Annotated in this window: 17 protein-coding genes, 1 tRNA gene and 1 pseudogene; 7 read left to right on the forward strand and 12 right to left on the reverse strand. The window is 60.0% G+C overall.

The window, feature by feature from the left end:
• Window positions 1-23: 23 nt before the first annotated feature.
• The 3 genes from ACQG2G_RS07615 to ACQG2G_RS07625 are packed head-to-tail and all read right to left on the reverse strand — an operon-like array spanning window position 24 to window position 2,829.
• Complete coding sequence (locus ACQG2G_RS07615) at window positions 24-797, reverse strand: ABC transporter ATP-binding protein (RefSeq protein WP_058661152.1); 774 nt, start codon at window positions 795-797, stop codon at window positions 24-26.
• Window positions 794-1,825, reverse strand: coding sequence for a FecCD family ABC transporter permease (locus ACQG2G_RS07620; RefSeq protein WP_095427249.1), 1,032 nt, complete (start codon window positions 1,823-1,825; stop codon window positions 794-796). Before ACQG2G_RS07620 ends, ACQG2G_RS07615 begins: the two co-directional genes overlap by 4 nt.
• The gene (locus ACQG2G_RS07625; protein ID WP_369118567.1) at window positions 1,825-2,829 is read right to left on the reverse strand and encodes an ABC transporter substrate-binding protein; all 1,005 of its coding nucleotides are present in this window, start codon (window positions 2,827-2,829) and stop codon (window positions 1,825-1,827) included. Before ACQG2G_RS07625 ends, ACQG2G_RS07620 begins: the two co-directional genes overlap by 1 nt.
• A gap of 236 nt (window positions 2,830-3,065) precedes the next feature.
• Here ACQG2G_RS07625 and ACQG2G_RS07630 point away from each other — a divergent pair.
• Window positions 3,066-3,153 (forward strand) — tRNA-Ser (locus tag ACQG2G_RS07630).
• A gap of 44 nt (window positions 3,154-3,197) precedes the next feature.
• On the opposite strand, the gene ACQG2G_RS07635 is transcribed toward ACQG2G_RS07630, so the two are convergent.
• Genes ACQG2G_RS07635 through hpxO form a run of 3 tightly spaced genes read right to left on the reverse strand, consistent with a single transcriptional unit; the run spans window position 3,198 to window position 6,367 of the window.
• Complete coding sequence (locus tag ACQG2G_RS07635; protein ID WP_369118568.1) at window positions 3,198-4,148, reverse strand: PDR/VanB family oxidoreductase; 951 nt, start codon at window positions 4,146-4,148, stop codon at window positions 3,198-3,200.
• A gap of 12 nt (window positions 4,149-4,160) precedes the next feature.
• Window positions 4,161-5,195, reverse strand: coding sequence for a molybdenum cofactor-independent xanthine hydroxylase subunit HpxD (gene hpxD, locus ACQG2G_RS07640; RefSeq protein ID WP_038985564.1), 1,035 nt, complete (start codon window positions 5,193-5,195; stop codon window positions 4,161-4,163).
• A 17-nt stretch (window positions 5,196-5,212) separates the two neighbouring features.
• On the reverse strand, window positions 5,213-6,367 hold the full coding sequence (gene hpxO / locus ACQG2G_RS07645) for an FAD-dependent urate hydroxylase HpxO (RefSeq protein ID WP_058651230.1): 1,155 nt from the start codon (window positions 6,365-6,367) through the stop codon (window positions 5,213-5,215).
• Window positions 6,368-6,607: 240 nt separating this feature from the next.
• Between hpxO and uraD the strand changes: the two genes are divergently transcribed.
• Window positions 6,608-7,108, forward strand: coding sequence for a 2-oxo-4-hydroxy-4-carboxy-5-ureidoimidazoline decarboxylase (uraD, locus tag ACQG2G_RS07650; protein WP_369118569.1), 501 nt, complete (start codon window positions 6,608-6,610; stop codon window positions 7,106-7,108).
• Window positions 7,105-7,428, forward strand: a complete 324-nt coding sequence (gene uraH, locus ACQG2G_RS07655; protein ID WP_013097234.1) for a hydroxyisourate hydrolase — start codon at window positions 7,105-7,107, stop codon at window positions 7,426-7,428. Before uraD ends, uraH begins: the two co-directional genes overlap by 4 nt.
• Here the strand turns inward: uraH and guaD are convergent.
• Window positions 7,408-8,724 carry a guanine deaminase gene (gene guaD / locus ACQG2G_RS07660; protein ID WP_369118570.1) on the reverse strand — a complete coding sequence of 439 codons (1,317 nt, stop codon included), beginning with the start codon at window positions 8,722-8,724 and terminating at the stop codon, window positions 7,408-7,410. The genes uraH and guaD overlap by 21 nt on opposite strands.
• Window positions 8,724-10,232: an NCS1 family nucleobase:cation symporter-1 gene (locus tag ACQG2G_RS07665; protein ID WP_251998372.1), complete on the reverse strand. Its 1,509-nt coding sequence runs from the start codon at window positions 10,230-10,232 to the stop codon at window positions 8,724-8,726. Before ACQG2G_RS07665 ends, guaD begins: the two co-directional genes overlap by 1 nt.
• A gap of 144 nt (window positions 10,233-10,376) precedes the next feature.
• Between ACQG2G_RS07665 and ACQG2G_RS07670 the strand changes: the two genes are divergently transcribed.
• The 3 genes and pseudogenes from ACQG2G_RS07670 (at window position 10,377) to puuE (ending at window position 12,786) form a co-directional block, all read left to right on the forward strand.
• Window positions 10,377-11,093, forward strand: a complete 717-nt coding sequence (locus ACQG2G_RS07670; protein WP_369118571.1) for a GntR family transcriptional regulator — start codon at window positions 10,377-10,379, stop codon at window positions 11,091-11,093.
• A pseudogene (hpxA, locus tag ACQG2G_RS07675) lies at window positions 11,093-11,969 on the forward strand (allantoin racemase). The gene ACQG2G_RS07670 and the pseudogene hpxA overlap by 1 nt, the downstream one beginning before the upstream one ends.
• On the forward strand, window positions 11,887-12,786 hold the full coding sequence (gene puuE, locus ACQG2G_RS07680; RefSeq protein ID WP_241030017.1) for an allantoinase PuuE: 900 nt from the start codon (window positions 11,887-11,889) through the stop codon (window positions 12,784-12,786). Before hpxA ends, puuE begins: the two are co-directional and overlap by 83 nt.
• A gap of 115 nt (window positions 12,787-12,901) precedes the next feature.
• On the opposite strand, the gene hpxZ is transcribed toward puuE, so the two are convergent.
• From hpxZ to hpxW, 4 genes are read right to left on the reverse strand one after another with little or no spacing between them, the layout of a single operon-like run.
• A complete protein-coding gene (hpxZ, locus tag ACQG2G_RS07685) occupies window positions 12,902-13,288 on the reverse strand; it encodes an oxalurate catabolism protein HpxZ (RefSeq protein ID WP_047351978.1) in 387 nt (128 codons plus the stop codon).
• A complete protein-coding gene (locus ACQG2G_RS07690; RefSeq protein ID WP_047351979.1) occupies window positions 13,285-14,682 on the reverse strand; it encodes an AtzE family amidohydrolase in 1,398 nt (465 codons plus the stop codon). The genes hpxZ and ACQG2G_RS07690 overlap by 4 nt, the downstream gene beginning before the upstream one ends.
• Window positions 14,679-14,867, reverse strand: coding sequence for an oxalurate catabolism protein HpxX (hpxX, locus tag ACQG2G_RS07695; RefSeq protein WP_029883244.1), 189 nt, complete (start codon window positions 14,865-14,867; stop codon window positions 14,679-14,681). The genes ACQG2G_RS07690 and hpxX overlap by 4 nt, the downstream gene beginning before the upstream one ends.
• A gap of 10 nt (window positions 14,868-14,877) precedes the next feature.
• Window positions 14,878-16,461, reverse strand: a complete 1,584-nt coding sequence (gene hpxW / locus ACQG2G_RS07700) for an oxamate amidohydrolase (RefSeq protein ID WP_061772793.1) — start codon at window positions 16,459-16,461, stop codon at window positions 14,878-14,880.
• Window positions 16,462-16,606: 145 nt separating this feature from the next.
• On the opposite strand from hpxW, the gene hpxU reads away from it, so the two are divergent.
• Window positions 16,607-17,446, forward strand: coding sequence for a MurR/RpiR family transcriptional regulator HpxU (hpxU, locus tag ACQG2G_RS07705; RefSeq protein ID WP_061772792.1), 840 nt, complete (start codon window positions 16,607-16,609; stop codon window positions 17,444-17,446).
• The last annotated feature ends 183 nt before the right edge of the window (window positions 17,447-17,629 follow it).

Below are 17,629 nucleotides of genomic sequence, written 5' to 3' on the forward strand. Positions count from 1 at the left end.
TCGCAGGGTTTTTTGCTTTGGCTCTACACCTCCGCCATGCCGCCCATGTTGTAGCCGATCGTCATCCCGGCGTCTGCCCTGTAGACGCTCGCTTTGACACACCAGGTTTGCTCTATATTTTCAGGGGTGAGCACCTCCGCAGGCGCGCCCGTGGCCGCGATACGCCCGGCCTTCAGAAGGATCAGCCGCTGGCAGTAGTTGGCCGCCAGATTGAGATCGTGCAGCGCCACCACCACCGTAAGAGGCAGTTGCGATATAAGTCGCATCAGCTCCAGCTGGTGCTGAATGTCCAGGTGGTTTGTCGGCTCATCAAGCAGCAACACCCGGGGCTGCTGCGCCAGCGCTCGCGCTATCTGGGTTCGCTGACGCTCCCCACCAGACAGTTGCTGCCACCGCCGCTGGCGTAATCCGCATAGCCGCATGAGGCTAATCGCCTCTTCCACCGCCATATCATCATCGCGAGTGCTTCTCTGAAACGCCTTCCGGTAAGGCGTACGTCCCAACCGCACGATTTCCTCGACGGTCAGTTCTCCCTCAACGTCGGCATGTTGTGGGACGAAAGCTAACTGCCGCGCGCGCGTTTTTAACGGCATCACGCTAAGCGACGTGCCATTAAGCGCGACGCGTTCACTGTGGTGTGGAAACAGCCCGGCAAGACAGCGTAACAGCGTTGATTTGCCCGAGCCGTTTGGCCCTAACAGGCCGACAATCTGCCCGGATGACAGGTCGAGATCGATATCCTCAAGCACCGTCTGTGCTTGTCGGGTCACACTTAACCCCGAGACGGAAATATTCATGGATGCTCCTTCCGGTTTTGATAAAGCAGCGCCACAAAGACAGGTGCGCCCACCAGTGCCGTCACCACGCCGATGGGAAGGACCTGGTGCACAATCAGCGTGCGTGACACGACATCGGCCAGGATCATAAAGTGCGCGCCGATAAGAAACGTCAGCGGGATCGTGCGGCGATGGCCCGGACCGCTGAGCATGCGCGTCACATGGGGAATGACCAGACCCACAAATCCCACTGCGCCTATGGCGCTGACCAGGGTTGCGGTGACGAACGCGCAGGTCAGCAACAGGATAATTCGTACGGCGGTCACCGGTATCCCGAGGGTGGTAGAGACCTCGTCTCCAAAGGTAAAGGTGTCCAGCGCCCGCGCAAAGAGGCATACCATCAGCAGGCCCGTCAACGTAACGGCCAGCGCCAGCAGCGCGTCCGGCCAGCGCACACCGCTCAGGCTGCCCATTAACCAGAACATAACGCTACGCGACTGCTCGGCATTGGCGGAGGTGCTGACGATATACGCGGTCATGGCGTTGAAGAGCTGTGTGCCCGCAATGCCTGCCAGCAAAATGCGCGACGGGCTTGCGCTCATGCCGTTTGTAATCAACATGATGAGCGCAAAAGCGGCGCAGGCGCCAACAAACGCACCGCTGCTCACGCCAATCACGCTCCCCCCGATACCGAGCAGCATCACACAGACGGCCCCCAGCGAAGCGCCTGCGGAGATGCCCAGCAGATAGGGCTCCGCCAGGGGGTTGCGCAGTATTGACTGGAGCACCAGCCCGCACAGCGCCAGGCCGCCGCCGCTGCAAGCAGCCATGAGTGCGCGACTCATGCGGTACTGCCAGACGATGCCTTCCTCGGGTTGCGGCAGAACGTATGCAGTCAGCCCAAGACCATTGAGGATCGCTTTTCCGGTAACGGCATACGATACCGGCATATCGCCGATACTCGCGGCAAAGACCAGCATCAGCGGCAATGCCACGGCGCCTGCCGCCATTAACCCCTGCTGGCGGCGGGGAGAAGATACATGACTCATTATTCGCCCTGGAATGAAGCCAGCCGATCGCTGATAAGCTCAACCGCGTCGACGTTACGCAAAGAAGGGTTTAACGACATTGCGGGCACCACAATAATCTGATTATTCCTGACCGCCGGAATGTTTCTTGTCACCGGATCGCGTCGTAAAAAGGCCTCTTTTACCGCGGCGTCATCGGCAGGGTAGAGCCTGCGTGACATCTGAGCGATGACGATAACGTCTGGCTGCATTTGGGCAATATGTTCCCAGGTGACAGCGGGCCATTCATCATGCGAGTCAATAACGTTCTTTAACCCCAGCGTGCGGCTTATCCAGCCAGGCGCGCCGTAATTCCCTGCCACCCAGGGATCGCCATTCAGGCGGCTGCTTGAAAACCAGAAGACAACCTTCAGGGGTTTTGCTGAGATGCGCGCCTGCGCTTTCTGAATCCGTTCTGTCAGGTCACGATTGAGCTGCTCGCCGCGCGTGGGGACATCAAAGATGGCGGCCAGGTCTGTGACTTCGTGTTTTATTTCTGCCAGTGAAAACGGCGTGCTTCGTGCCCCGTCTGCGTTTGAGGTTGCCGTCACCGTTTTGTCCGTGCAGTCGGCAGGGGAGATCCACGTCTTGATCCCCAGTGATGCAAACTGCTCGCGTGTTCCCACCTCGCCCTGCGGGCCAATATGCCAGTGATACTGAGCGAGGACGAGTTCCGGTTTTTGTCCCACCACGGCTTCAAAAGAGGGGGAGTTATCCGCAAGCCGGGGGAGTTTTTTTCCGGCATCAGCCAGCGAATCCGGGAGTTTGCCGAACCAGACTGAGGTTGCGGCGACAGATTTTTCCAGCCCCAGCGCGAGCAGCAATTCCGTTTCATGCTGACCCACGGTAACGACGCGCTGTGGCGCTTGCATAAAGGTCTGCCTGACGCCGCAATTTTCAATCGTCAGCGGGTAAGTTGTTGCTGCAAACGTGGCTGGTGCCATGGCCAGCAGTACTGTCAGTAATAACCCTTTTTTCAGAAGCATAAGAATTAATCCCAAATTGTTATGTTATAACATAATACATATATTATGATTGAGCGCAACACGCTGCCTGTCGGACATTTGCCGGTGCCTGTAATGAGAGGGAAACTTCACATCCAGATTAACGTCGCCGAAGTGAGTCATGACGCCAGAGGGCGGGGTGATGGTGAGCAAGTGTAACTTTATGCAATTTCACGCTTTACATCATGCTCAGAGATGTTTATAGTGCGCCTCACTTTGGAAGCGTGGCCGAGCGGTTGAAGGCACCGGTCTTGAAAACCGGCGACCCGAAAGGGTTCTAGAGTTCGAATCTCTACGCTTCCGCCAAATTCGAAAACCCTGCGATAGCAATATCGCAGGGTTTTTTCGTTTTACAGCCCAATCACCAGCTCAGCAGAATGACTTCTTGAGCAACACAGCGCCACATGCGGGTTCGGGGCGTTTTTCTCTGCCTCTGACTGTACGCTGTCCCGGTGATCCACCACGCCGTCAATCACCGGTGTCAGACACGCACCGCAGATCCCCATCTCGCAGGAGAGTGGAACGGCCACACCGTTTTCCTGTAGCACCTGGGCAATGGTTTTATCTGCGGGCACAGGCCAGCGCTCTCCGGTGGAGGCCAGTTTAATCGTGAAGATCTCGCCACTTTCAGCGCCGGTATCAGGCGCAGCGGGTTGAAACGCCTCGCTGTGGATCGTGGCGCCATCCCAGCCTTTCGCCGTCGCCACCTCACGTACTTTTTCCATAAACCCGGCCGGGCCACAGACCCAGGCGTGAAGACCCGCCGCGGCCATCGGGATATGCTCTGCCAGCAACGTGCGTGGGCTGGTGGTATGGATAACGCACTTACCATGCTCAAACTGCGCCAGCTCGCGGGCGAAAGCCGCGCTTTCAGCGTGTCTGACATAATAGTGCAGAGTGAACGGGGTTCCGGCTGCTTCCAGCTGCAGGGCCATGGCATACAGTGGCGTAATCCCGATCCCCGCAGCCAGCAGCAGCACCCGTTCGGCCTCCTGCAGGGCAAACAGATTGCGCGGCGCGGAGATCAGCAGCGTCTGACCGGGACGCAGCGTCTCATGAATATAGCGCGACCCGCCGCGCGAGGCGGTTTCCCGGCCCACGCAGATCAGATAGCCTTCACTCCCGCATGGGCCGGTCAGGGAATACTGACGTATAACCCCGCAGGTCAGATGCACGTCGATATGCGCACCGGGCTGCCACTCTGGCAGCGCTTCACCGTTTTCCGCCACCAGCCTGACGGCGAGGCTTTTGTTCCCCTGACGCCACAGCCCGTCGACGATAACGCTTAAGATATCACTCATGACAACCCTCCATCAGACCAGGAAAAACGCGCCAAAACCCATCTTTTTCAGCCCCCGGCGATAGGCAATCGAGCTTTTATCCGCGGGAATATGGGCTTCAAGGGTCAGATCCAACGGCAAACTTTCCGGGCGCTGGGTCTCGACCATCAGGCGGTCTTCCTCAAAAATTCGCAGGTTAAAGGCATGCACCTCTTCCACCGGGATATGCAGGTCAAAGTTGCGCGCAATCGGGGCAAACATGCGGGTGACGCGTGACGAGACCGGCGACGCGGCGTTCATGATCACCAGCCGGGATTCACCCGGAAAATGGATCGTCAGGGTGGCGGTAAACGGCAAATGCATTTCAAAATGGCGCAGCCACTGGAAGCCTTCCGGCGCCTGCACATCAGCGCTGGCGGGATAATTGCTCACCGAACTCCAGTAGTCCGCTACAAAACCAAACGGTGTTTCCTGTGGCTGATAGGTCGGGACGAGCTGGTTATCCGGGTCCGCAAAGGTGCTGGTGTGGATCCACGCAAAATGCGCCACATCCAGAAATCCTTCCACCTGGCGGCCAGCGAAGCCATTTACCTCAAACGCCGGACAGTTGATCTGCTGAAAGCCGTCGTCATCCCAGTGCGGCATGGTGGGCAGCGGCATCGGGTTGTCGGGGTCAAACGCCAGACACGTCCAGATCAAGCCAAAGCGCTCCTCCACGGCGTAGTTAATCAGGTTCAGCTTCGCCGGTACCGGCTGGTCGGGGCTGGAGGGAATACGGTTGCAGCGGCCATCTTCCCCGAAGCGCAGGCCATGGTAGGGGCAGATAATCCCGTGCTCATCATGAAAGCCCAGCGTCAGCGGCACGCCGCGATGCGGACAAACGTCGCGGGCGACCACGACCTGGCCGTTCACGCGGTAGATAACCAGCGCTTCGTCCAGCAGGGTCGCCTTAACCGGCGCCGCGCCAATGTCGCAGGCGCGCGCAACCGGATGCCAGCACTTTGCCAGACGCAGCCAGTCCTCTGGCTCAAACGTGCAATGGGCGGGTGGTACAGGTGCTTTATTCATGTGTATTCCTCTTACGTTCAGCCTAATGGTCCGCCCTGAATGGTGTCGCACAAACCGTTGATAATGCGCTCCCCGGTCTCCTCTCTCAGCTCCTGATACCAGGCTCTGGTTAACGCCATATCTTTACCGTGCGTGACGTCACAGCGCTTGCGAGCCTTCAGCACCAGGTCGCGTACCCGGTCACAGCGCAGGGCTTCGTACTGCCGCAGCGCCAGAGTAATGTTGTGGTTTTCGCGCAGACAATCACCCAGCACCACCGCATCCTCCAGCGCCGCGCAGCCGCCCTGGCCGATATCCGGCGTGGTGCTGTGCGCCGCATCGCCGAGCAGCGCCACGTGGCCGCGTACCAGGCTGTCGAAGGGCTCAATGTCGTGGATTTCTATGCGGTTGGTGGTATTCGGATCCAGCGCGGCGATCAGCTTCTGCACCGGCGGCGCCCAGCCGCGGAAGTAACCCGTGAGATCGGCTCTGAGGGTGGTGCGATCTTCCGCCAGACCGAGGGGAAGCGGGACATCAAAAAAGAAATAGAAGCGGCCACCGGAGACGGGCATCAGCGACACACGCTTGCCTTCTCCCACGAACGTGGTCCACTGGTGGGCGGGGGCAATCTCTTCATCAATCTTCACCAGTCCGTTCCAGTTAACGTAACCGGCGTAGCGGCGCTCGGGGGTATACCCCAGCACGTACGGGCGCACCGCCGAATGGCTGCCGTCGGCGGCAATCAGAAAATCGCCCGTCGCCGTGCTGCCGTCGGTAAATGTTACGCTGACGCCAGCATCATCTTCCCGGACGTGTTCGACGCGCTTGCCGAACTGCACCCGCTCGCGACCCCAGAAGTCCAGCATCTCGCGCTGCAGTTCAGCGCGCGAGACGGGGCAGGGGCGTCCCCCGGTGCGCTCCACCAGCGGGGCCAGGCTAAAGCGGGTCAACGTGTCGCCGCGCCGGTGATCCTTGTAGGCCATAAAGCGCATTGGCCCGCCGTATGTCTCAATGATGTCGCCCATGCCGAGGTGCTGCATGCATTTCACCCCGTTGGGCCAGATGGAGATGGCCGCGCCAACGGGTTTGATCTCTTTTACTGCTTCAAACACGGTACAGTCGATGCCCGCCTTTTCCAGCGCGACAGCGGCGCTCAGGCCACCAATGCCCGCACCAATGACGATTGCTTTCATGCTTCTCTCCTTTTGCCGGGTGTCATTAACATCAGCAATTTGCGTACCAGGCTGCAGAGTGCGGTAAAGGGCGTTGTGGGAGGGATGTTTGCACTGCTAAGGTGCGTTATCGCGGTGGGAATGCCTTTTTATGAATCAATAATTTCCGGTTTAGGGATCAGGAATCAACTGTTTCAGGCCTCAGGCAAGAGTGGCGTGTTTTGTGCAATGTTCAGGGACGATGATGACACGGGAGGAACCATGATAACGCTGGACGATTTTAATTACCGGAGTCACGAAGAGGTGCTTACGCTATTACACCCTTGCGTGGCCATTCCCGGCTGGGCCGAGGCGCTGGTCGCCGGGCGGCCTTATCCGAGCCGGGATGCTCTGTTTGATGCGGCCCAGGCGCTGACGAAACGCTGGGATGAACACGCGCTCACGCGGGCCCTGAGCGCGCATCCGCGCATCGGTGAGAAGCCCATGGGCATGCAGGCGGAGGCGGCGCTGTCGCGTCGGGAGCAGGGGGCGGTGAATCATGATGATGCCCGGCTTGCTGAGGCGTTACGGGCAGGCAATGCCCGCTACGAAAGCCGTTTCGGGCGCGTCTTTCTGATCCGCGCCAAAGGCCGCAGCGGGGAGGAGATCCTCCAGGCCCTGAACGCGCGGCTGGAAAACAGCGATGCGCAGGAGGTGCAGGCCGCACTAGATCAGCTGCGGGAAATTACCTTATTACGACTGGAAGGAGTCATTGGCGCATGAGCACACTCAGTACACATATTCTGGATATCTCGACGGGCAAACCCGCGCAGGGGGTGACGGTACGTCTTGAACAGGACGCGGAGATCATCGCAACTGGCGTGACCAACGCGCAGGGCCGCATCACCGAATTTGTTCCCGTCCTGCCTGCGGGCCGCTATCGGCTGGTGGCCGAGACTGGCGCCTGGTTTAGCGAAACGGGGCGCGACACGCTCTATCCCTGCGCGCAGATTGATTTTCTTATCGGCGAAACGGCAGATGAGCACTTCCATCTGCCGTTTGTGATTGCTCCTGGCGGCTGGTCAACCTACCGCGGCAGCTGACCACACTGGCTCGCCGTTGACCCAGGTTTGGCTGATATTACGCTCGTCGCCCAGGGTCATCAGCACAAACAGTTGCTCGTAGATATCCTTGCAGCGCCCGCTACGCAGGCGCTGCAGCGGGGTGACGGCCGGGTCGATCACGATAAAATCGGCCTCTTTGCCTGGTGCGAAGTTGCCAATTTTGTCATCCAGACGCAGGGCATGCGCGCCACCCAGCGTGGCATGATAAAAGGCCTCGCTGGCGCGCAGGCGATAGCTCTGCAACTGACCCACCTTGTAAGCTTCCCCCAGCGTGCGCAGCATGCTGAAGGTGGTACCCGCGCCGACGTCGGTGCCGATACCCATTCGCACCTTGTGCTGCCAGCAGGCGGGTAACCGAAACAGCCCGCTGCCAAGAAACAGATTGGAAGTAGGGCAAAACGCCACCGCCGAACCGGTGTCATGCAGGCATTGCCACTCGCTGTGGTGCAGATGGATCCCATGAGCAAACACGCTGCGCTCGCCGGTGAGGCCGTAGTGGTGATAGACATCCAGATAACGTTCATGCTCCGGCCACAGGTCATTAACCCAGGCCACTTCGTTCGGGTTTTCGCTCAGATGGGTCTGCAGCCAGGTGTCCGGAAACTCCTCTCTGAGTAAACGCACCGCTGCCAGCAGTTCCGGTGATGAGGTGGGCGCAAAGCGTGGCGTAATGGCATACCCCAGCCGTCCATGGTGGTGCCAGCGCTGGATTAGATCCCGCGTCTGCCGGTAGCTCTGTTGTGCCGTTTCGGTCAGGTAGTCCGGGGTGTGCCGGTCCATCATCACCTTCCCGGCGATAAGGCGCATATTCAGGCGCGATGCTTCGGTAAACAGCGCATCCACCGATTGCGGATGCAGTGTGCAAAACACCAGTGCGGTGGTGGTGCCGTGGCTCACCAGCTGATTTATGAAAAATTCCGCGATCTCTTTTGCGTAGCTCTCGTCGGCAAACTGGCTCTCCACCGGAAACGTATAGGTGGTCAGCCACTCCAGCAACTGCTCGCCGAAGGCGCCGATCATCTCGGTCTGCGGGTAATGAACGTGGGTATCGATAAAGCCGGGCAGCAGCAGTTTGCCGCGCAGGTCGGTGTAACCCTTGTGCGGGTCAAGATATTGCTCTCCCTCCTGCCAGGCCATGAGCGCCACGATTTTCCCGTGGTGAATAAACAGCAGGCCGTCCTCCTGGTAGCGCGCATGGTCGGCAATCAGGTCTGCGCTGTCGCAGACCCGGGCGATATCGAAAAATGCACCGCGTATCGCAGTCTGGTAATCCATCACGGCTCCTGTCTGATTGTTTGCGTGGCCTCGCGTGCCGTGAAGTGAGCGGCGGACGCCCCTTCGCGCTCTTCGCGTGCCAGCCAGCGGTAGGTTACCCCGCCAAGGAATACGCCAATGAACCAGCTAAAGTTTGCCACCTCATGCAGCGCCGGGATGAAGCTTATCACCAGCCCGACGGCAACCGAGGGGATCAGCGCGCCGATGGCTTTCGGGTTAAAGCCGTTGCGGTACCAGTATTTCCCTTCTGGCGTGTCATCGAACAGGTCGTCCACGGATACCTTGCCACGCTTAATCAGGTAGAAATCGGCAATCAGGATACCGAACAGCGGACCGATAAACGCCCCCAGCACATCCAGGGTGTAATGAATAAGCTCCGGGGAGTTAAACAGGTTCCACGGGGTTAACAGGATCGAGCCGACGGCGGCAATCATTCCCCCGGTGCGGAAGCTGATTTTCTGCGGGGAACAGTTAGAGAAATCAAACGCCGGGGAGACGAAGTTGGCCACGATGTTAATCCCGATGGTGGCGGTGATCATGGTCAACAGACCAATCGCCACCGCCAGATCGTTGCCCACGCGGCTGACGGTTTCAATCGGGTCGGTGATCATGCGGCCAAACAGCGACTGGGTACCGGAGACAATCACCACGGTCACGATGGAGAACAGCAGGAAGTTAAACGGCAGGCCCCAGCGGTTACCGCGGCGGATTTCCCCCATGCTTTTGCCGTAGCGGGAGAAATCACCAAAGTTGAGCAACGGGCCTGAGAAGTAGGAAACCACCAGCGCCGTGGCGGTGATCATCTGCCAGGTCTGCTCGCCCGCGCTCAGGGATTTGCTGGTGAGGGTAAAGGAGATCCCGTCGAATCCGGTCTTGTATACAATCCATCCTGCCAGCGCCAGCATCACCACATACACCGCCGGGCCGGCGATGTCGATAAAGCGCTTGATGGCATTCATGCCGTGCCAGAAGACCATTGCCTGCAATACCCACATAATGGCAAAGCAGACCCAGCCCAGGTGCGACAGCCCGAGGAACGCGCCGGTGGTGAGCGACGAGAGCGACGGCCAGAACTTCAGCGCCACCAGCATCAGGGCGTTAGCCGCCAGATAGGTCTGGATGCCGTACCAGGCAAAGGCGATAAGCCCGCGGATCACCGCCGGAATGTTCGCCCCGAACACACCAAAGGCCTGACGGCTGATCACCGCATACGGCACGCCCGCCATCTGGCTCGGTTTCGCCACCAGGTTGGCACACAGCTGCACAATGCAAATTCCCACCAGCAGGCAGAGCAACACCTGCCAGCTTGCCAGCCCGAGCGTAAAGAAGCTCGCGGCGACCACGTATCCCCCCATGCTGTGGACGTCGGACATCCAGAAAGAAAAGATGTTGTACCAGCTCCAGTTCTGGTCACGCGTCGGTGCCAGATCCTCATTGCAAAGCCGTGGGCTGTATACCGCACCGGAATCAGCGGCCGTACCGTGTTGCGTATTTTGTCTGTTTGGCATGAAACCTGCTCCTGTGAATGAAAACCCGTTGAGTGGGAGTGCAGACGGTGTTGCAGGATTCAGGCCAAAATAATAAATCTTGTATGCAATATTTTATTTTTATGTATACGATTCGATAGCGAAAAGTAAAAAGTGGAGTGGTTAATGAACAACGTGAACAGTCTGCACGCCGCGCCAGACCTGCAAGACAAAGACGAATCCATCTTTCAGGCGCTGATGACCGCGATTGTCGAACATCAGCTGCTGCCGGGAAGCAAATTGCCGGAAGAGGCGCTGGCGGAGGTCTTTGGCGTGAGTCGTACGGGCATCCGTAAGGTGCTGCAGCGACTCGCCGCTGTGCAAATGGTCACCTTAACGCCCAAACGTGGTGCACACGTTGCCAGCCCGACGGTCGAAGAGGCCCGGCAGATCTTTCGCACCCGCGCGCTACTGGAGGTCGCCAATCTACCGGACGTGCTGGCGCACTGTCAGCCGCCGCATCTGGCCGCGCTGGCGTCAATCATCCATCAGGAGCAGCAGGCGCATGAGGCTTACGACGGCCCGGCGGCGATCCGCCACTCCGCAAATTTCCATATTCAGCTGCAGGCCATCTCCGGCAATCAGGTCCTGACGGAAATGGTGACCCGCCTGAGCCAGCGCTCCTCGTTGGTGATTGCCACCTGGGGCGCACCGTGGCGTCAGGGGTGTCGCTGCAATGACCACGAACAGCTTGTGGAGCTGCTGCGTCAGAAAGCGCTGCAACCCCTGAGTGATGCCTTAATGCACCATTTTGAACACATCGTCGCCAGCCTCTGTTTCGAACGGGCAGGTGAATGCCTGCCCGATTTTGCCCGGCTGTTTGCCAGCCACAAGGAGTCGTAATGTCGTCTGTCCGTATACAAGTCATTAATCCCAATACCAGCCTCGCGATGACGGAAACCATCGGCGCGGCCGCCCGCGCGGTGGCTGCGCCGGGCACGGAGATCCTCGCGGTCTGCCCCAGTGCGGGTGTGCCCTCAATCGAAGGCCATTTTGATGAAGCCATTGCCGCCGTGGGTGTCCTTGAGCAAGTCAAAAAAGGCAGAGAGCAGGGGGTGGAAGGGCACGTGATTGCCTGCTTTGGCGATCCGGGGCTGCTGGCCGCGCGCGAGTTGGCGCAAGGGCCGGTTGTCGGCATTGCCGAAGCTGCCATGCACATGGCAACGCTGGTGGCGACGCGCTTTTCCATCGTCACCACGCTGCCGCGCACGCTGATTATCGCCCGTCATTTGCTGCAGCAGTATGGCTTTCAGGATCATTGCGCGGCCCTGCACGCGATTGATCTCCCGGTGCTGGCGCTGGAAGACGGCACCGGCCTGGCGCAGGAGAAGGTGCGCGCGCGCTGTATACAGGCCCTGAAAGAGGATGGCTGCGGCGCCATCGTGCTGGGCTGTGGCGGGATGGCAACGCTCGCCCAGGAGCTGACGCGCGAGCTGCGCGTGCCGGTGATCGACGGCGTCAGTGCGGCGGTGAAGATGGTGGAATCGCTGGTGGCGCTGGGGCTGTCAACCAGCAAGCACGGGGATCTGGCCTTCCCGGAGAACAAACCGTTAAGCGGACATTTTCAGGCATTGAATCCATTTTAATTTTTGGGGGGGTAGCAATGGGGCTTTTTGAAGAGGGTTATCCGCGGGATCTGCGTGGCTACGCAGGCAACCCGCCGCATGCGCAGTGGCCGAATCAGGCACGCATCGCCGTGCAGTTTGTGCTCAATTATGAAGAGGGGGCAGAAAACCACGTCCTGCACGGCGATGCCGGCTCGGAACAGTTTCTCTCGGACATCATCGGAGCGGCCAGCTATCCCGACAAACACATGTCCATGGACTCCCTGTACGAATACGGCAGCCGCGCCGGGTTCTGGCGAATTCATCATGAATTTCAGAAACGCGGCCTGCCGCTGACGGTCTTTGGCGTGGCGATGGCGCTGGCGCGTCACCCGGAGATTGTCGCGGCGATTAAGGCGGCGGATTACGACGTGGTCAGCCACGGCTGGCGCTGGATCCACTATCAGAACATGGATATCAACCAGGAGCGGGAACATCTGCACAAAGCGGTGCACGTGCTGACCGATCTGTTTGGCAAGCCGCCTGCGGGCTGGTACACCGGGCGCGACAGCCCCAACACGCGCCAGCTGGTGGTCGAGCACGGCGGTTTTGACTACGACAGCGACTACTATGGCGACGACTTGCCCTTCTGGACGGAAGTGGCCTGCAGCGATGGCAGCCGTAAACCGCACCTGATCGTGCCCTACACGCTGGACGCGAACGACATGCGCTTCGCCACCGCCCAGGGGTTTAATACCGCCGAGCAGTTTTATACTTATCTGAAAGACAGCTTTGACGTGCTGTATGAAGAGGGTGAAAGCGCGCCGAAGATGATGTCCATCGGCATGCACTGCCGCCTGCTGGGGCGTCCAGGCCGTTTTCGCGCGCTACAGCGGTTCCTTGATTATGTGCAGGAGCACGAGCGGGTGTGGGTTTGTACCCGCCAGCAGATTGCTGACCACTGGCGGGACGTGCATCCGTTTCAGAAATAGCGGTGTCGTATTGTGCCGGGTGTCGGCTGCGCCTTACCCGGCCTACAGCACCCGCAGGGTATACGGGACATTGCAGGCCCGGTAAGCGCAGCGCCACCGGGCAGGTTTTTCAGCGTTACACCATCACACTCACCTGTGCCGCAACAATGCGCCACCCGTAAGCAAACCGCACCCACGTCTGCTGCTGGCGGCCAATGCGTTCCGTCCCCTCGCGGGTAAATTCGGTGCTGCACACCGCGTAATCTTCTCCGAAGGTGGTGATCACGGTATTGCGCAACGTCCGCTGCAGCCCGGCGGAGGGGCGCGCCGCCCGAAAGGCGCGGATTTCATCAATGCCGTAGAGGTTTTCCCCCGCGCCCAGTCGCACCGTGTTTTTGTCGTGCCAGAACAACTCATCCAGCACCGCAATGTTGTTGCTCACCAGCGCATCTTCATAGCGATAAAACGCGGCCGTGACGTCCGCCATCACCCAGGGAAGGTTAATGTCGTCGTGATTCATCATTGTGCCATCTCCGCAGGACGGGCATCGGTTATCCCGCTCGCTTCCAGGACCCGCGCCACGCGCAGGCAGGCTTGTTCATTAAACGGTGCTGCGATGAGTTGCAGACCAATCGGTGCCCCCTGGGCGGTGCGTAGCGGAACGGTGGTGACGGGCAAACCCAGAAATGAAATCGGCTGCGTCAGCATCCCCATGCTGGCGCGCACCGGCAGTGGCTCGCCGTTAATCTCCATGGTCTGCTCGCCAATCGTCGTGGCGCTGCGCGGGGTTGCCGGGGCGATCAGCACGTCGGCCTGCTCAAACAGCGCTTTACAGGCCTGTCGGGCGTGGGCGCGAAAACGCTGGGCCTGAATATACCAGGCGGAAGGGATCATTGCCCCAGCCAGCAGGCGTTCGCGGGAGTGTGGTTCAAAACGCTCCGGTTCACGGCGAAGTGACGGCAGGTACTGGTTCCCCCCTTCGGAGGCGCTGATGATAAACGCGGCAGAGCGGGACAGCGCGGCTTCAGGGAACTGCAACTCCTCCTGGACGTCAAGAGCACGTGCCGCGCGCGCGACGGCTTCCCGGGCGTCGTCGTTACACCACGTGCTGAAATAGCCCCCGAGGACGGCGCAGCGCAAACCATCCAGACCGCGATCGAGCAAAGGCCGCGTCTGCTCGCGGGAGGACTCTGCCTGAAAAGGGTCGCTGGTGTCTCGTCCCTGTAGCGCATCGTACACGGACGCCAGATCGCACACCCGGCGGGCAAACGGCCCGATATGATCGAGACTGGCGACAAACGGGTGGCTGCCGGAGCGTGACAGGCGGCCAAAGGTCGGTTTTAAGCCGTAAATTCCGCACAGGGACGCCGGGACGCGAATCGACCCGTTGGTGTCGGTACCCAGTGAAAAATGGACCAGCCCGGCGGCGACGGCGGCGGCAGAGCCACCGGAGGAGCCGCCTGCAATGCGCGTCAGATCGTGCGGATTACGCGTGGCGCCGTAGTGGCTGTTTTCCGTGGTAAAGCCGTAGGCATAGGCATCCATATTGACCATCCCGGACAACAGTCCTCCTGCGCTGCGTAGCTGGCGAACCGCAAAGCTGTCTGCGCTGGCAGCGGAACGCTTGCTGAACAGCTCGGCTCCGGCGAGGGTGGTGTGCCCGGCCACATCAAACAGGTTTTTTACAGCGTAAGGCACGCCCGCCAGCGGCGGCAGGGGGCGCTTTTCCCGGCGCAGGGTGTCGATATTTTCTGCCTCGGCCAGCATCCGCGCTTCGGTAACCGCCGTCCAGGCGTTGATCTGCGGGTTGATGCGCGCAATATCTTCCAGCGTCTGACGGGCGATCTCGTGGGCGCTTAACTCGCCTGCACTCAGCGCCTGCTGGATCGCGCTGATACTCATCTCGTGTAGCCTCATGCTTTGTATACTCCTGCGATCTCCAGACGGTCATCAAGCGGCAGCGCCATCAGCGGGGCGGCCATGGTGGCAATGCGGCTAAACTGCTGCTGAAGCTCCGCGCGGCGGGCGTCATCCAGCTCAACGCCCAGCACGGCCTCCATCTGCGCCAGGTAGGCATGCCAGTCAGGTTGTTGTGTTGTCATGGTTTTCTCCTCAGTATCCGGCGGCGCCGCCGTTGCTGCGCGGGTCGAACGCGCCTTCAAACAGCCCGTTCGGGTGGCGGACAATCGCGCCCGCGTGGCCCATGGCTTCGCTAAAGTCCGGGAAGATCTCCACCTCGTGACCCAGCGCCTGCAGGCGTGCGATCGTTTCAGGGGAAAAGCGGCCTTCCACTTTTAAGGTGTCTGAGGTTTGTCCCCAGGTGCGCCCCAGCAGCCAGCGCGGGCGGGAGATGCTCTCCTGCAGCGGCAGACCCTGCACCACATAGCGGGTAAAGAGCGTGGCCTGGGTTTGCGGCTGGCCGTCACCGCCCATCGATCCGTAGACCATCACGCGCCCGTCCTTAAGACGCGCCGCGGCCGGGTTCAGGGTATGGAACGGCTGTTTGCCCGGCGCGAGGGCCAGAAGATGTGCGGAATCGAGGCTGAACGACGCTCCCCGGTTCTGCCAGACGATACCGGTATCCGGGAGCACCACGCCGCTGCCGAACTCGTGATAAATGCTCTGGATAAACGACACGGCCAGGCCGCTGTTATCCATCACCCCCATCCACACCGTATCGCCGGGGCCTTTGCCGGTGCCCCACGGCGCGGCATGGTTATCGTCAACCCGGTCGGCGAGCGCCTGAAGCGCTGCAGGATCCAGCAGGCTCTGGATATCCGTTTTCAGCTCGCGCGGGTCGGTGATGTGGGCATCGCGCAGGCCAAAGGCCAGTTTGGTGGCTTCCACAATGCGGTGCACCGTCCCGGCGTCGTCGGCATCGGCCATCGCCAGACGGTCGGTGATGCCGAGGATCGCCAGCGAGACCAGCCCCTGCGTCGGTGGGGCGAGGTTCCAGACCTCACCCTGCTGATGCGCTAATTTCAACGGCGTGGTGCGCCGGGCGACATGCGCGTTCAAATCCGCCAGCGTAATGGGCAGGCCGAGCGTCTCCATCCCACGGGCCAGACGCGCCGCCAGCGGACCGCGATAAAAACTCTCCAGACCCTCTTCAGCAAGTTGTGTCAGCGTGGAGGCCAGCGCCGGTTGATAAAACCGGCTGCCGACCTCCGGTGGTTTGCCGTCAACCAGCCAGGTTTCTGCAAAGCCGGGCAGGTCTTTCAGTTCGTCGAATTTACTGGCGGTGGCAGTGGCCTGCGAGGCCGTGACCGGCGTGCCATTGCGGGCATAGTCAATGGCATCTGCCAGCAGGCGCGTCAGCGGCAGGGCGTTGCCCGTCAGCGCGTGTGAGACCTTAAGCGCCTCCGCCCAGCCACTGACGGTACCCGCCACGGTCAGCGCCGCACGGGGGCCGCGGTGGGGGATGTGCGCCAGATCGCCATAGGCGGCAAGCGTCGCCAGCGATCCCGCCGCGCCGCTGGCATCGATGGCAATCGGTTCGCCGCCGGGGGGCACGATAAGCCAGAAGCCATCGCCGCCCAGGCCATTCATATGGGGATAGACCACGGCAATGGTGGCCGCTGCCGCGACCATCGCTTCAATCGCGCTACCGCCGTCGCGCAGCACAGACAGCGCGCTCTGGCTGGCAAGATGATGGGGGGCAACCGCCATTCCGTGTACGGAGACATTACTTTGCATGAACAGTCCTCATAACCCTGAAAGTCACAAGGCGCTGCAAAAGCTGTTCCAGGTATGAAAGAAAAGTTTCATGTCATCCCGGCTGATAAGCTGGCATGCTTAATGAATAGAGAGCAAGAGATGAAACAAACGTTACAGAGGCGTTATGGAACAGCTTGATGAACGACTGAAAGCACAATACGCGTCACTGTCGCCGCAGGAGCAGCGGGTGGCGGATTTTATTTTCGATCACTTCGACGACCTGATCAGCTACAACAGCGCCGAGCTGGCACAGCTGAGCGGAGTGTCGAAAGCCACGGTGAGCCGCCTGTTTAAGCGTCTGGGCTATGATAAGTATAAAGACATGCGCGATGAGTTGCGTACCCTGCGCCAGAGCGGTATGCCGCTGACGGACAACCGCGACGCGGTGCAGGGCAATACGCTGCTGGCGCGTCACTATAAGCAGGAGATGGCTAATCTGACCCAGTGGGTGAATGCCCTGGATGCCCGGCAGTTTGCCGACGCGATGGCGTGCATGGTTAAGGCGAGGCGCATTGTCATTATAGGGATGCGTAACGCCTATCCGGCGGCGCTGCACCTGCGTCAGCAGCTGTTGCAGGCGCGCGGGCAGGTGCTGGTGTTGCCGCAGCCCGGTCAGAGCCTGAGCGAAGAGCTGGTGGATCTCACCCCTGACGATCTGGTGGTGATGATGGCCTTTCGCCGCCGCCCGCGCATTATCCGCCCGCTGCTGCAGCAGCTTCAGGGCAGTTGTATTCCGGTGCTGCTGATGTGCGAGCCGCAGGCGCACAGCCTGTTTCCGCTGGCGAGCTGGCAGCTCTGCGCTCCGCTGGACAGCGTCTCAGCCTATGACAGCTACGCCTCGGTCAACAGTCTGATCAACCTGCTGGCAAACGCCTTTCTGCATGAAATCCTCGATAAAGGCCGTCCGCGCATTCATGAGATCGCCACCCTGTATCAGCACCTGGACGAGCTCGAACAACGATAATGGGGCATCGGTGTGGTGCTTTGCATTGAAATGGTGCAGTGAGGCGGGGCGAAAAAGAGACGGCTTTTTCGCCCCGCCTTTATTTTATCAGGCTTTACAACAAAATCCCGCGTTTCGCTTTATCTGGCACATTAGTTGCAAAATCCAATTCAAAGAATCTTTTGTTTCATGTTAACGTTACGG

Source organism: Enterobacter cloacae complex sp. 382A5 (genome assembly GCF_050031095.1).
In the GTDB taxonomy this organism is placed as follows: domain Bacteria; phylum Pseudomonadota; class Gammaproteobacteria; order Enterobacterales; family Enterobacteriaceae; genus Enterobacter; species Enterobacter cloacae.

What these genes read in the sequence shown, in the direction of transcription:
- uraH (WP_013097234.1), top strand. Translation starts at nt 7,105, where the DNA reads ATGAGCACACTCAGTACACATATTCTGGATATCTCGACGGGCAAACCC.
- ACQG2G_RS07620 (WP_095427249.1), bottom strand. Translation starts at nt 1,825, where the DNA reads ATGAGTCATGTATCTTCTCCCCGCCGCCAGCAGGGGTTAATGGCGGCA.
- guaD (WP_369118570.1), bottom strand. Translation starts at nt 8,724, where the DNA reads ATGGATTACCAGACTGCGATACGCGGTGCATTTTTCGATATCGCCCGG.
- hpxD (WP_038985564.1), bottom strand. Translation starts at nt 5,195, where the DNA reads ATGAATAAAGCACCTGTACCACCCGCCCATTGCACGTTTGAGCCAGAG.
- hpxU (WP_061772792.1), top strand. Translation starts at nt 16,607, where the DNA reads ATGGAACAGCTTGATGAACGACTGAAAGCACAATACGCGTCACTGTCG.
- ACQG2G_RS07670 (WP_369118571.1), top strand. Translation starts at nt 10,377, where the DNA reads ATGAACAACGTGAACAGTCTGCACGCCGCGCCAGACCTGCAAGACAAA.
- hpxO (WP_058651230.1), bottom strand. Translation starts at nt 6,367, where the DNA reads ATGAAAGCAATCGTCATTGGTGCGGGCATTGGTGGCCTGAGCGCCGCT.
- hpxW (WP_061772793.1), bottom strand. Translation starts at nt 16,461, where the DNA reads ATGCAAAGTAATGTCTCCGTACACGGAATGGCGGTTGCCCCCCATCAT.
- ACQG2G_RS07635 (WP_369118568.1), bottom strand. Translation starts at nt 4,148, where the DNA reads ATGAGTGATATCTTAAGCGTTATCGTCGACGGGCTGTGGCGTCAGGGG.
- ACQG2G_RS07665 (WP_251998372.1), bottom strand. Translation starts at nt 10,232, where the DNA reads ATGCCAAACAGACAAAATACGCAACACGGTACGGCCGCTGATTCCGGT.
- uraD (WP_369118569.1), top strand. Translation starts at nt 6,608, where the DNA reads ATGATAACGCTGGACGATTTTAATTACCGGAGTCACGAAGAGGTGCTT.
- hpxX (WP_029883244.1), bottom strand. Translation starts at nt 14,867, where the DNA reads ATGACAACACAACAACCTGACTGGCATGCCTACCTGGCGCAGATGGAG.
- ACQG2G_RS07690 (WP_047351979.1), bottom strand. Translation starts at nt 14,682, where the DNA reads ATGAGGCTACACGAGATGAGTATCAGCGCGATCCAGCAGGCGCTGAGT.
- ACQG2G_RS07615 (WP_058661152.1), bottom strand. Translation starts at nt 797, where the DNA reads ATGAATATTTCCGTCTCGGGGTTAAGTGTGACCCGACAAGCACAGACG.
- ACQG2G_RS07625 (WP_369118567.1), bottom strand. Translation starts at nt 2,829, where the DNA reads ATGCTTCTGAAAAAAGGGTTATTACTGACAGTACTGCTGGCCATGGCA.
- hpxZ (WP_047351978.1), bottom strand. Translation starts at nt 13,288, where the DNA reads ATGATGAATCACGACGACATTAACCTTCCCTGGGTGATGGCGGACGTC.